Annotated in this window: 12 protein-coding genes; 4 read left to right on the forward strand and 8 right to left on the reverse strand. The window is 71.9% G+C overall.

Features of this window, described 5'->3' with window-relative positions; translation table 11 throughout:
• Window positions 1-172 precede the first annotated feature (172 nt).
• Complete coding sequence (locus ACFVX9_RS09640) at window positions 173-901, reverse strand: TetR/AcrR family transcriptional regulator (protein ID WP_387981144.1); 729 nt, start codon at window positions 899-901, stop codon at window positions 173-175.
• Window positions 902-957: 56 nt separating this feature from the next.
• Here ACFVX9_RS09640 and ACFVX9_RS09645 point away from each other — a divergent pair, with 56 nt between their 5' ends.
• On the forward strand, window positions 958-2589 hold the full coding sequence (locus ACFVX9_RS09645) for an FAD-dependent oxidoreductase (protein ID WP_387981290.1): 1632 nt from the start codon (window positions 958-960) through the stop codon (window positions 2587-2589).
• Window positions 2590-2970: 381 nt separating this feature from the next.
• Window positions 2971-3693: a GntR family transcriptional regulator gene (locus ACFVX9_RS09650; RefSeq protein ID WP_063352252.1), complete on the forward strand. Its 723-nt coding sequence runs from the start codon at window positions 2971-2973 to the stop codon at window positions 3691-3693.
• Window positions 3694-3947: 254 nt separating this feature from the next.
• On the opposite strand, the gene ACFVX9_RS09655 is transcribed toward ACFVX9_RS09650, so the two are convergent.
• From ACFVX9_RS09655 to ACFVX9_RS09680, 6 genes are all read right to left on the reverse strand, one after another.
• Window positions 3948-4730, reverse strand: a complete 783-nt coding sequence (locus tag ACFVX9_RS09655) for a MerR family transcriptional regulator (protein ID WP_387981146.1) — start codon at window positions 4728-4730, stop codon at window positions 3948-3950.
• Window positions 4731-4777: 47 nt separating this feature from the next.
• A complete protein-coding gene (locus tag ACFVX9_RS09660) occupies window positions 4778-5968 on the reverse strand; it encodes a serine hydrolase domain-containing protein (protein WP_387981148.1) in 1191 nt (396 codons plus the stop codon).
• A 194-nt stretch (window positions 5969-6162) separates the two neighbouring features.
• Window positions 6163-7065, reverse strand: a complete 903-nt coding sequence (locus ACFVX9_RS09665; RefSeq protein WP_387981150.1) for a phosphotransferase family protein — start codon at window positions 7063-7065, stop codon at window positions 6163-6165.
• Between the two features lie 261 nt (window positions 7066-7326).
• Complete coding sequence (locus ACFVX9_RS09670) at window positions 7327-8040, reverse strand: TNT domain-containing protein (RefSeq protein WP_387981152.1); 714 nt, start codon at window positions 8038-8040, stop codon at window positions 7327-7329.
• Window positions 8041-8641: 601 nt separating this feature from the next.
• Entirely contained in the window at window positions 8642-9103 is a 462-nt protein-coding gene (locus ACFVX9_RS09675) for a hypothetical protein (protein ID WP_380480150.1), read from the reverse strand.
• A gap of 339 nt (window positions 9104-9442) precedes the next feature.
• Window positions 9443-10174, reverse strand: a complete 732-nt coding sequence (locus tag ACFVX9_RS09680; RefSeq protein WP_387981154.1) for an SDR family oxidoreductase — start codon at window positions 10172-10174, stop codon at window positions 9443-9445.
• 94 nt (window positions 10175-10268) lie between these two features.
• Between ACFVX9_RS09680 and ACFVX9_RS09685 the strand changes: the two genes are divergently transcribed.
• Window positions 10269-11120 (forward strand): LysR family transcriptional regulator, encoded by an 852-nt coding sequence (locus ACFVX9_RS09685; protein ID WP_387981155.1) that lies wholly within the window; start codon window positions 10269-10271, stop codon window positions 11118-11120.
• Between the two features lie 346 nt (window positions 11121-11466).
• Window positions 11467-11928 carry a hypothetical protein gene (locus ACFVX9_RS09690; RefSeq protein WP_380368439.1) on the forward strand — a complete coding sequence of 154 codons (462 nt, stop codon included), beginning with the start codon at window positions 11467-11469 and terminating at the stop codon, window positions 11926-11928.
• Between the two features lie 131 nt (window positions 11929-12059).
• Here ACFVX9_RS09690 and ACFVX9_RS09695 read toward each other — a convergent pair whose 3' ends face one another.
• The gene (locus ACFVX9_RS09695; RefSeq protein WP_387981156.1) at window positions 12060-13091 is read right to left on the reverse strand and encodes a nitrilase-related carbon-nitrogen hydrolase; all 1032 of its coding nucleotides are present in this window, start codon (window positions 13089-13091) and stop codon (window positions 12060-12062) included.
• Window positions 13092-13130 lie beyond the last annotated feature (39 nt).

Consider the following 13130-nt stretch of genomic DNA (forward strand, 5'->3'; position numbering starts at 1 on the left):
AGGGCGTGTCTTCAAACTCCCGTCGTCCGCCCGGAGGGCGGGCGTGGCGGCGTTGGGGTGCGTGCATCGCAAGGCGGAGGAGGGAGTCCATGCGGAGCATCGGCGACTGACGACAACGCGGCGAGGTGCGTGCCCCAACGCCGGCGCGCAGGCGGGAGTTTGAAGACGCGCCCTAGCGGCGGGCGAGGCCGTCGATCATCAGGGAGACGGTGAAGTCGAAGCGGTCGTGGCCCGTGCCGGCGGTGATTTCGGCGGCGTGGCGGGTGGTGTGGGGGAAGGCCGCGGCGGGCAGGGCGGTGAGGCGGCGCTGCAGTTCGTCGCGGTCGAGGACCCACGCGTCGTCGTCGTGTGCCGCTCGCTGGCGCACGATCGAGACTTCGAGGCAGTAGGCGGCCACGTACAGCAGGAGCGCGTCGACGGCCCAGGCGGCGGCCTGTGGGGCGACGCCGCCGGCGAGCAGGATCGCCAGCATCCCTTCGCTGACGCGCATGGTTTCGAGGTCGGTGGGGGCCATGGCGAGCGCGGCGCGGGAGATCCCGGGGTAGTCCAGGTACTGGTCGCGGATCTGGGTGCAGACGCCGCGGATCTGGTCCCGCCAGGCCGCGGGGTCGGGCTCGGGCAGGGCGAGCGCGGCGCACAGCCGTCCGATGAGCAGTTCGTCGAGGTCGGCCTTGTTGACGACGTGGGCGTAGAGCGAGGCGGGTCCGGTGTCGAGGGCGCCGGCGAGGCGGCGCATGGTCAGTGCCTCGTAGCCCTCGGTGGCGATGACGTCCAGCGCGGTGTCGATGACCTGGTCCACGGTGATGGGGGCCTTGCGGCGCCGCGGCCTGGGGTCGGTCTCGGTCTCGGCGTCGGGGTTCGGCGGCTGGTGGCGTGCCGCGCGTCGCTCTCTCGGGTTCACCGGACCATCATAGCTTGACACGAACGCCGTTCGTTTATAGAACACTGTTCGTGACTATGAATGTGAACCAGGATTCGAACCAGGCCGTGAGCCGGGACGTGCAGCGGGACGTGGACGTGACCGTCGTCGGCGCCGGGCCGGTGGGCCTCGTGCTCGCCGCCGAGCTGGCGCTCTCCGGGGCGACGGTGCAGGTGCTCGAACGGCTCGCCGAGCCGGACCGGTCGATGAAGGCGGGGGCGGTCAACGTCCCGACGGCCGAGGCGCTCGACCGCCGCGGCCTGCTGCCGGCCGCCGAACAGGTGCAGCGGGAGCAGCTCGAACGGGTCGGGTCGTTCGCCCGCGCGGTCGACCAGTCGCCCGGCGGCGGCCGGCCGGCGCGCGCACCCCGCTTCACCGGGCACTTCGCCGGGATGGTCCTCGACGCCGACCTCGTGGACTGGTCCGACGCCGACCTCGCCGCGCACACCGCCGTCGACGGAGCGCGGATGGTGCCGCAGCGCGAGCTGGAGGCACTGCTGGCCGGCCAGGCCGCGCGCCTGGGCGTGGCGGTGCGTCGCGGGGTGGAGGTCACCGCGCTCGAAGACACCGGCGACGGCGTGCTCGTCACCACCACCGCCGGCACGGTGCGCACCGGATGGCTGGTCGGGTGCGACGGCGGGCGCAGCACCGTGCGCCGCCTCGCGGGCATCGGCTTCCCCGGCACCGACCCCGAACTCACCGGACACCTGGCGGTCGTCGACATCGCCGACCCCACGGTGCTCGCGGACGGATGGGCGTGGTCGACCCGGGGCGCCTACCGCTACGGGCCGCAGCCCGGGCGGGTGGTCACCGTGGAGTTCGACGGCGGCCCCGCCGACCGCTCCGCGCCGGTCACCCTTGAGGAGGTGCAGAGCAGCCTGCGCCGGGTCTCGGGCACCGACGTCACCCTCACCGTGCTGCGCGGCCCCGCGACCCGCTGGAGCGACAACGCCCGCCAGGCCGCGGCCTACCGCTCGGGGCGGGTGCTCCTGGCCGGCGACGCCGCGCACGTGCACTCGCCGTTCGGCGGCCAGGGGCTCAACCTCGGGGTCGGCGACGCGATGAACCTCGGCTGGAAGCTCGGCGCCGTGGTCGCCGGGTGGGCGCCCGAAGGACTGCTCGACACCTACGACGCCGAGCGCCGCCCCCTCGGCGCCTGGGTGCTGGACTGGACGCGGGCCCAGATCGGGGTGATGCGCGGTGACGCCAAGTCGGCCGCGCTCCGGGAGGTCGTCGCCGACCTGCTGGGCACCGGGGCGGGCGCGACCCACGCGGTCAAGAAGATCTCCGGGGTGACGCAGCGCATCGACCTGCCCGGCGACCACCCGCTGGTCGGGCGGTACGTCCCCGACCTGTGGCTGGGGGACGGCTCCCGGCTGGTCGACCACGGCCACGGCGGCGGGTTCCTGCTGCTCGACCGCACGGCGGACGGCGCGTTCACCCGCCTCGCCTCGGACTGGACCGGGCGGGTGACCGTTGTGACCGCTGTGGCCGACGACAGCGCGACACCGACCGGAGTCCTCGTCCGCCCGGACGGAGTGGTCGCCTGGGCCTGCGACACCACCAGCACCGCCACCGGGGCCGCCGCCGACGCCGCCGCCCTCGAAGCCGCCCTGCACCGCTGGGCGGGCACCCCGTCCCCCTCGCCGGGGCCCGAGCCGGTGCGCTGAACTTCGAGCCCTCCGACCGCCCCCGGAATCGGGACGGCTGCACGGACGCCCGATGCCCCGGTTGGCGCGTCGGCGGCGATCGGGCCGAACTCGGCCGCGAAAGGAGCCCGATGAAGCAACGCCCGAGAGCGCCGACGAGGACACCGTGAACCGCCGGACCCCCCGCCCTGAAGACGGTCCGGGAGATCTGGAAACGCTCGATGCCTGAGTCCGTAAGGTCCTTGACGCGCGAGACCTCTTGCGAACCGCCACTGCGAACTCCCTAGAGCACTCAACCTGTGTCCTAGGTCAGAAGGTAGAGCGAGGAGAAGTGCTGTCGGCTTCAACGTCGGTTCACTAGTGTGCTCCTGAGTGACTGTCACCTCGACCGAGGAGTAGCGCATGGCCGGCTCCAAGACGTTCACCGCGATCGCCGATCACTACCGGCAGGCGATACTCACCGGCGAACTCGTTCCAGGCGAGAAACTCCCGACCAACAGGGAGATGTGCCAGCGGTGGAACGTCGCAGCGGCAACCGTCAGCAGGGCCTTGAACCAGCTGATGGTGGAAGGGCTCATCAGGACGAGTCCGCGTGGCACGTTCGTCGCGGACGAGGTGACGTCGACCGCGACGGGACGGGACCGGCTGACCACGGTCCAGCGGCTCAGGTCCAGCCTGATGGAGGGCGAAACCAGCCGGGTCACGGCCGCCGAGCTGGTGGTGCCCCCGTTGTACGTGCAGGACATCTTCAACCTTGATCCCGGCGATCAGCTGGTCAGGCGCGAGTACATCGCGGGCCGGGGCCGGAGCCGGACCATGCTGGCGGTCGTCTGGTACCCGGCGCACTTCGCAGCGCTGGTGCCGGATCTGCTCTCGACGGCGCCCGGCAAGAACGCGGGTCTCACTGCGAAAGTGCTCGACGCTTCCGGCCGGACGATCACGCATGCCCGGGATGACATGCATGCCCGGGAGTGCGATGCCCGAGAGGCATCGGCCCTGGGTCTTCGCGTGGGGTCCCCGGTCCTGGGCGGGGTGCATCGCTGGTCGGACGACGAGGGCGTGATCGAGTTCGGCCTCTGGGTCGTCCCGACCCGGGTCACGGTCGGCTACGAGTACGGCGCCTGAGCCCCCGACACCTGCGCCACCGACAAACGCACAAGCCGCCCCGGCCCCTTAGGCCCTGTCCGGCCGATCTTGCCGGGCCCGCGACGCCGGGCATCCCGGCTGGACGCACGCCCGAATCGCCCAAGTACGTCCAGTACGAGGACGATTCGGGCGCACGCCCAGCCGGGCGCCCAACGCCGCGGGCTGATCCGCCAAGATCGACCGGATAGGACCTAGGCCGGGGCGGCTTCCTCGAATGATCGGTCCCGTCTCGGTCAGGGGGAGTCCGGCCTGGGGATGCGGACGCTGGCGGAGCGGAGCCTGGTCTCGACCAGTGCGACCAGCCGGGCCTCGGCCGATCCCTGTTCTTCGCCGTGGTGGGCGATCAGCTGGTACCGGGTCGCGGCTTCGGTGCGGGCTTGGAGGCCGGTCACGATCTTCAGCTGGGCGGGGTTGGCGAGGAAGTGGTCGGCCGCGGCGGTCGCGAGTTCGGCGATGCGCGGGTCGTCCGGCTCCCAGGTCGCGGCTTCGGCGCCGCGCTTGAGCAGGGCGACGAACCGGCTGTCCAGCAGGGCGTGTTCGACATGGGTGAGGTAGTCGTCGAAGCCTTCCGGGACCAGGGCCCTGGCCAGCACCCAGCCCTCCCTGGTGGCCGCCGCCTCGTCCGGGGTGAAGCCGAGGCCGGCCATCCGCTCCAGCAGCGCCACGGCGCGGTCGGGCAGCAGCGCCCGGTCGCCGTCGGCGAGCCGGTGCAGCGTGTCGCGCCGCGCGGTCAACTCCTCGATCCGCTCGGTGAGTTGACGTTCGACGTCGGCGAGCTTGGCGGTGAACAGCGCGGCGTCGGCGTCGAGCAGGGGCCCGGTCTCGGCCAGCGGCACCCCGGCGGCGGCCAGCGTCCGGATCTGCACCAGCCGCAACAGGTCGGCCGATCCGTACCGCCGGTATCCGGAGCTGTCGCGTTCCGGCTCCTCGGCCAGGCCGAGCTTGTGGTAGTGCCGCACCGTCTTCACCGTGATGCCGACGAATGCCGCCGCCTGCCCGATCGTGACTCCGTTCATCCGCCAATCCTGCCCCGTATTCGAACTCGGTGGCTACGCACGCCACATCAGTCCGTCGGCCGGGACGGATCGGCCGGCCCGCCGCAGAACACCTCGTCGACGAGCCTGTGCATCGCCTGCTGGAACGCCCCGCCGATGGACAGGTCGGCGTCGTCCACGCAGTTCAGCGCGGCGGTCAGGGTCCTGCTGCCGTCGGGCGTGCTGTACATCAGCGCCGCGTGGCCCACGGCGGCGCCGTTGTGGGAGACGACGGTGGCGCCGCCGTCCGTCGTCACCACGAACACGCCCAGGCCGTAGTCCATGTTCGGGATGCCCGTCGGGTGCGGGGTGCACATCTGCGCCAGCAGCGGGGCCGGCAGGAGCCTGCCGCCCAGCAGTGCGGAGATGAACGTGTGGAGGTCCCGGGTGGTGGAGATCATGTCGCCGCCGCTGGAGATCCAGGAGGGGTTCTGGCGGGTGATGTCGATCGTCCTCTGCTCGCCGGCGTCCTCGTACCGGTAGTAGGCGTGGGCGTGCGGCTCGGGGATCTCGGGCGAGGCGCCCGGCAGCACGGTGCCCGACAGCCCGAGCGGCCCCAGGATCAGCCGCTGCATCTCCTCGGCGAGCGGGCGGCCGGTGACCTTCTCGATCAGCAGCCGGGCCAGCACGTAGTTGGTGTTGGAGTAGCTCCAGCCCGCCCCCGGCTCGAACCGGGCCGGCCTGGACAGCGCCGGCCGTACCAGCTCCTGCGGCCGGTAGGTCTTGAACCGGTTGTCCATCCACTCCCTGCCCGCGGTGCCGTAGGGGATGGGGATGCCCGGCGCGACCGTCCCGTCGGCGTAGACCTCGCCGGTGTGGTTGAACACCCCGCTGGTGTGCTGCAGCAGCATCCGCACCGTGATCCGCCCGTCCAGCCCGAACTCGGGCAGGTAGTGCGCCGCCGGGGTGTCCAGCCCGACCTCGCCCTCGGCCACCAGTTGCAGCACCAGGGTCGCGGTGAAGGTCTTGGTATTGCTGCCGATCCGGACGTGCCCGTCCGTCGGCGGCTTCGCGGCCCCGCCCAGTTCGGCCGCCCCGGCGCTGCCGACCCACGCGCCCCGCTCGTCGTGCACGCGCAGCGACACCCCGGTGAAACCGGAGTCGACGATCTCCTCGATCGCCTTCTGCAGCTCCGGGCGGTCCTGCCCGGGGGCGCCGAGGGCGACGGTCCGCAGGGTGCTCTCGTCCTGGCCGGAAGGGCCGGAAAGGGGGAGTGACATGGTGGTGTGCTCCTTCGCATCGGTGACGTCCGGGTCGGCGTCGTGCCGTTGCGAGGAGCTTGAGCCCTGACCCAGGGTCAACCTCAACGGTGATCTGGCTCACAGTCGGGCGGGGGCTCGGTCGTCCGTGTCGCCGCCCGTGTCGCCGTCCGGCGCGCCTTGCGCCGCACACCGGGCACAGGTGCGGGTCACTGTCACACGAGCAGCGCCTCGAACTCCGGAAGTCGGCCGAACAGGTCGGGGAGGCCGCGCAAGCCGTTGCGCACGGACTCGTGCGACAGCGCGAGGTCAGGGCCGGTGCTCGCCTCGACACCGGCGAGGCACCGGAGGATGTTCCACCTCGTGTGCCCCAGCCAGCCGCCGATCATGAACACGAACCAGTTCGGACCTGACGGCGGCAGCGCTCCGCCCCCCGCGACATAGCCGTCGAGGACCGAGCGGAAGACGGCGGGCTCGATGTGGTCGAAGCCAGGCCCCTTCGCGAGGCTCAGCGCGGTCGAGCCGAGCTCACCGGACAGGTCGAGCATTCCCGAGAGCTCCCAGTCGAGCACCACCGGCCGACCCTCCCGAGCGAGCAGGTTCCACGGGTGGATGTCCTTGTGGGTCAGCACGACGGGGCCCGGCCGTTCGCAGGTGTCGACGAAGTGGGCGATCGCGAGGAACGCCTCGACGCGAGAGGCGAGTTCGTCGGCCCACGGTTGTCCGGTCGCCGCCGCCCGCGCGGCGAGCTCGGGCCAGTCCCGTGACGTCGGTTCCTCGATCGGCACATGGGTCCACGCGACGTCGAGCGCGTGGATGCGCGCGAGGATCTCACCGATCTCGAACGCGTACGCCGCCGACACCGGTGCTTCCGGCACCTTCTCTCCCTCGGCCCATCGGTGCACGAGCGTGTGCTGGCCGGCCGAGATCGGCTCCGGCATCGGGATGCCGGCGGCGAAGGCCGCCCGCTCAAACCTGAACACGTCCTCGACGCGATAGGTCCAGCGGCGGTCGACGAGGTTCAACTCCTTCACCGCGAACGACCCTTGGTCGGTGTCGAGCCGGTACATCCGGTTGGCGAACCCGCCGTGGACACGGATCATCGGCCCGATCGGCACGCCGAGATGCGAAAGGTTCACCCACGCATGCTAGGGGCCGGCAGTCATCGATGCACCGGACTTTCCCGCGCCGTGGTGCGGAGGTGCTGCGGAGGGTGCTCAACCCGCACGTCGAGCGGGAGTGCCGAAGGCCGGACCGTCCCGGTGTCGCCGCAGGTCACAGACCCGTGCCGACTGCTGCGCCGGCCCCGCCGGGCGCGTTGCCGGGCGGGGCGGGTGTCGGTTGCCGACTGTGCGCAGCGCGGTCTGCCCGGGTGGGGGTCAGACGGCGTCGTTGCCCGTCAGACAGAAGTTCTTGTCGGCGACGTGTTCGGTCAGGTACCCGGCGGTGATGAGGGCGGCGACGTCGTACGTGCCCGGGATGTCGCCCGGCTTCAGGGCCGGGTCGAGCCACTGCTGGAGTCCGTTGCCCGGCTGGGAGAACGCGCCCGCGATGTGCCCCTGCTGGACCTGGAACGGCTTCTGCACCTCGAAGCAGTGGTAGTTGTCCTCGCCTCCGTTGAGGGAGTCCGGCGGAAGGGCGCGCTGGGGGAACGGCGTGCCGCCGGGGGCGAGGAACGAGCCGTAGGCGCTGTTCCCGAAGCGGTCCAGCTTCTGGTGCTCCGTCATGCTCTGTACGGCCATGTCGAGAGTGCCGTTGTTATCGGTGAAGCCGTTGTTGTCCGGGTACTTCCACCCCCTCCAGTCCCGGTACCAGTCCAGGAAGCGCACCGGCGTCACTCCGCCCAGCCGGTCGTAGCCCGCCAGCAGCTTGGTCACCACGGAGTCCGTCGGCAGGGTGACCGGGCCGAGTTCCTTCCGGGTGCAGAGGTAGTCCTCGGCGCCGGCGTCGCGGACCTTGGGGACGCCCGCGCACTCCGTGATCGGCACCCCTCGGGAGGCGGAGGACTGGGCGGCGGCGGTGCCGGTGGCGGCCAACCCCGTCAGAGGTAGGGCGAGCGCCAGGGAGAGGGCGGCGAGAGCGGGGGTGCGCATGGGTGGGCGACTCCGTTCGGGGGCGGGACGGGGCGGGACGGGGCGGGACGGGGAGGGCTGCGGCCATCGGCTCGTACGGCGGACCGTGTGCCCGCTGGACCCGCGCACAGTTACGCACGGCGATTTGCCTTCGTGCACGCACAAGGCTTCCGGCGCCGCTGGTGCCCACCCGTTCGGCCGATCTCGGTGTCGGCTGTCGCGCTTCGGCGCGGAGGGCCCGGTCGGGGAAGTGCGGCCGTGCCGTCAGGGTGTCGGCCGTCCTGCGGGGCCGTGGTGCGGTGGGGTGTGCGGACGACCCCTCAATACCTGGAGGAATCATGCGCTTTCGAAACGTGGCGGCTGCCGCGCTCGCGGGGCTGGTCTTGGCCCTCGCCGTACCTGCGGCCGGCCACGCGGCCGGCGGTGTCCGGCAGGTTGCGGGGCCCGGCGCTCGACCGGCAGGTGGGCGGAGTGTTCAGCGCGGACAGCCGAGAATTCCTGCTCGGTGGAGCGCGTCACGGCGTCGGACGGGCCCGGAAACCGAGGCGGTGCGGGGCCACGCCAAGGGCAAGGGCAAGGGCGAGTGCCTGCCCTTGGCGTGGAGAGGAAGTGAGGAGGTGTGTCAGCTGGTCGACTCGGTGGCCGGCCAGTTCTCGGTGATGTCGAAGGCGTACTCAAGCTCCCCGAGCGTCGTGCCGTTGTCGTCCACGAAGGTTGACTTGGCGGTGTAGCTGCCGCGGGACAGCCGCCCGCTCGGAGCCTCCTCCCAGCCGTGCCGGGGAAGGCGCACCGTGTGCTCCTTGTCCTGCGGGCCGAATGAGCCGAGCATCTGCTGGTCCTTGGAGACCTTGAGACCCTTGCGGAAGACTGCGGAGACGTACTTGAGGCCGGACACGATGTCACCGCTCACCGTGAAGCTGTAACTGAGCCTGTAGTGGGCACCTTCGGCGAGGACGAACGGAGTCTTCTTCAGATCGGCGAGCACCTGCGGGTCGTCAAGGCGCCACGTGGTTGAGGGTCGGCCCTCTATGTCCAGGGTCAGCGTGCGCAGGGTGGCGCGAGTTACGGTCTCGTTCTCAGGCATTCCGTCTCCATCGTGTGTGTCGCGGGGCAGAACCGGGCCGCCGAACTCGGCGGTCCGGAACGAAGGGAAGCACAACCGGTGGTGGATCCGGAGTCGAAGTCGCGGAACCTGACAGAACCTCAACTTGATGATCTAGGATGTCGCCACCTCGCCCCGGGAAGCCCCGGCTGAGCCGCTCTTCGCCGGTCGCGACGCCCGGCATGGCAGCCTTCTGTCAACCGGTTCGCCTTCGCAGTGACCAGGCGCTCGGGACAGGACAAGACCATGCGGGTGTGGTGACCTTGCGATGCGGATCCCCGGGCGCCGGAGTGGCGGCCGGGGCGGCGGTCGTTGTGCGCATCACCAGGGCACTACGCCGGCGTCCTCGAAGAACTGGCCGGTGGGGCCGTCGTCGGGCAGGGTCGCGAGTTTGATCGCGATCGCCGCGCCCTGTTCGGGGGTGCGCACGCCGCGGAAGCCGTTGAGGTCGGTCGCGACGTAGCCGGGGCAGCCGGCGTTGATCAGGATGTTCGTGCCGCTCAGCTCCCGGGCGTACTGGAGGGTGACGGCGTTCAGGAACGTCTTCGACGGCGCGTACGCCACGGCCACCGGACCCGCCGTCTGCTCGGCAGCGGCTCCTGACTGCCGGGTGAGGGAGCCGACGCTGCTGGACATGTTCACGATCCGCGGCGAGGCGGAGCGGCGCAGCAGCGGCATCATCGCGTTGGTGACGCGGATGACGCCGATCACGTTGGTCTCCACGACCGTCCGGATGGTGGCGGGATCGACCCGGGTGGGCTCCTGCGGCATGCCGCCGGCGATGCCGGCGTTGTTGACGAGCACGTCGAGGCGCCCGGCCCGTTCCTCGATCAGCCGGGCGGCGGCGGTCGCGCTCGCGTCGTCGGTCACGTCCAGCGGGACGCCGAACGCGTCGACGCCGGCCGCGCGCAGCCTCTCCACCGCGGCCTCACGGCGCTGGTCGTCGCGGGCGCCGACGCCGACGCTCCAGCCGAGGGCGCCCAGGCCCGCGGCGATCTCGTAGCCGATTCCCTTGTTCGCGCCGGTGACCAGCGCAGTCGTTCGTTCGCTCATGGGGCCATGCTGCCCGCGGCCCCCGGTTGGGGTCCAAGACCGATCGGGTGGGCACCGATACCGTCCGGGTATTGATCCGGAGTACCGTGGCCGGATGGAGACCCGGGAACTGCGCTACTTCGTCGCCGTCGCCGAAGAGCTGCACTTCGGGCGCGCCGCGCAGCGCCTCGGGATCGCGCAACCGCCGCTGTCACGGGCGATCCAGCAGCTCGAACGCCGGCTCGGGGCAGCGCTGCTGGATCGGACCAGCCGCACCGTCACGCTGACCGAGGCCGGCTCGGTGCTGCTGGTCGAGGGCCGGGCGGCCCTCGACGCGGTCGACGCCGCCGAGCGTCGGACCCGCCGCGCCGCCGCTTCCCCCACCGGCGGCCCCGGCCTGGTCCTGGTCACGAAGGCCAGCGCGTCCAGCGAACTGCTGGCGGAACTGCTCGACGCGTACGCCGCCGAACCCGGCTCGGTCCCCGTCGACGTCATCCTGTGCGGCCCGGCCGAGCAGGCACGATTTCTGCTTGAGGGCCGGGCCGACGTGGCGCTGCTGCACCGGCCGTTCGACTCGACGGTCGGGCTGCACACCGAGGCGCTCAGCACGGAGGGCCAGGTGGCGGTCCTGCCGGCCGGGCATCCGCTCACCGTCCGGGACCACGTACACATGGCCGACATCGCCGGGCTGCCGGGCCTGCCGCTGCCGCGCTGGCCCAACCCCGACGGCACCTACGCGCCCGGACCCGGCCCCCAAGTCCGCGACCACGCACAGTTGTTGCAGCTCGTCGCGCTCGGCCGGGCTTGCGCGGTCTCGCCGGAGTCGTGCCGAGTCCAACTGCACGGTGGCCTCGCCGCCGTGCCCGTGCTGGACGCGCCGAAAGTCACCACGGTGATCGCCTGGCCACCGCACAGCCGGTCCAGGGCCGTCGCCGACCTCGTCCGGACGGCGACACGTCTCCCGTAGTTCCCACATGCCCGGCCGGGTTCCACCTGTGGTGGCCCGGTTCATCGTGCTCGTCAGGTGGCTCCCCGGGTCCCTCGGGTCCATCGGTACGCGCGCGCTTTGGTGTCAGCTGTCACGCTTCGGCGCCACCTGCGGAGCCTCCCCGGTGGTGCCGTAGCATCCGGATGGCACAACGCACACCTGTCAGCGGGGGAGAGTACTGCACTTGTTCAAGAGATCGACGGCCGTGCCGTCCGGGGCGGCCGGACGGGCGGCCTGCGCGGCCGTGTTGATGGTGTCGGGCGCCCTGGTGCTCGGCTCGTGCTCGTCCGTGGGGTCGCCGGGCGGAGGATCGGGAACACCGAGCGTGCCCACACGTGTCGAGTCCCGGGAGGAGGCGCTGGCCCGGACGGATCGGGTCCAGGACCACGTGCGCGAGCTGACGGGCCTTGAGCGCGATCCGTGGAGCAAGCTCGTCGGCTACTACAGGTGCCAGGGGCGGGGGTTGGGTGTGGCCGATGAGGGCGAGGCCTATCAGCTCAGCTCCGGGGTCCTGTTGAAGGCCGAGGACGACAAGCGCCCAGAGGTGCTGCGGGCGCTGCGGGAGAAGCTCGCCGGCGAGGGCTTCAAGATCACCTCGTTGGCGTCCGGTTCGGACGCTCAGTCCACCGCGCCCACCTGGGAGTTCGATGCCGTCCACGAGCCCGACGGCTACACCGTTTCGGCGGGTGCGTCGAAGCCCGGCCAGGGTGTGAGTGTGATGGTCGTCCTGCCCTGCCAGGCCCCGCCCACCGGCGCGGCTTCGCCCACTCCGACGGCCACCGGCTGAGGCCGGCGCGGCGGGTGCGTCAACTGCGTTACTGGATACGGTAGTTGGCGCCGGCCCCGGTGTGCATTCGGCGCCCGACGGGGCGAAAGGGGCGCTGGGATGCCCCGGCGTGGGTGCGCCGGGGCGTCCGGTCAGGCGTCGGTGCGGCTCGCCGCGGTCAGCGGGGCGTACAGCTCGGGGCGGCGGGTGCGCAGGAGGCCGAACTCCCGCCAGTCCCGGCACTGGTCGAGGTCGAGGTCGGCGACCAGGACGGCGGGCCGGTCGCGCGGGGCGCGGAGCAGGATCCGGCCGTACGGGTCGGAGATGAACGACGAGCCGTAGAAGGTGGACCGGCCCTCCGTCCCGATCCGGTTGGGCACGATCATGAACAGCGCGTTGGCGAGGCCGTTGGCGCTGATGGCGTGCTCCCACATGGGCCGGGTGTCGAAGTCCGGGAGGTCCACCTCGGAGCCGATGGCGGTGGGGTGGACGAGGACCTCGGCGCCGCCGAGCGCGTAGGCGCGGGCGAGTTCGGGGAACCACTCGTCCCAGCAGGTGGGGAAGCCGAAGGCGGCGCCCTGGTGGGTCAGGACGGGGAACCCGCTGTCGCCGGGGCGGAAGCACAGGTCCTCGCGGTAGCCGGGGAAGGCCGGGATGTGGTTCTTCCGCGTCCGGGCGACGAGGGTGCCGTCGCGGTCCACGCAGATGGCCGTGTTGTAGCCGAGGCCGCCGTCCTCGGCGCGCTCGTACAGGGAGGCGTGGACGCTGATGCCCAGTTCCGCGGCGAGTTCGGTGGCGAGGCGGGTGGTGGGCCCGGTTTCGACGTCCTCCAGGTAGCGGGCGGCGCCCTCCCCCATCGGGTCGTCGGTGTTGCAGAAGTAGGGGCTGCGGGTCAGCTCGGGCAGGCACACCATCGTCGCGCCCTGCTCGGCGGCGAGTGCCACGCCCTCGCGCAGCCGGGCGTCGTGCTCGGCCGGGTCGGCGTACCAGCGCATCTGCACGAGTCCGACGCGCAGCGGTGCGCGTTCGGCCGGCCTGGTGCGGCCGGGGGAGCCGAGCGGGGAGCCGAAGGAGGTGAGGGCGGCGTACGAGGTCACGGGCGGACCGCCCTCGGCTGCCGGCGGGGCGTCCGGCAGGTGCGGGAGGCGGGGCCTCCGGCGGCCGGTGGTGGTGGACGTGGTCATGGGTGTTCCTTCTGTTCTCTGGTGCTGGCGCGACCCTGC

The organism is Kitasatospora sp. NPDC058243 (assembly GCF_042882025.1).
Classification (GTDB): Bacteria; Actinomycetota; Actinomycetes; order Streptomycetales; family Streptomycetaceae; genus Kitasatospora.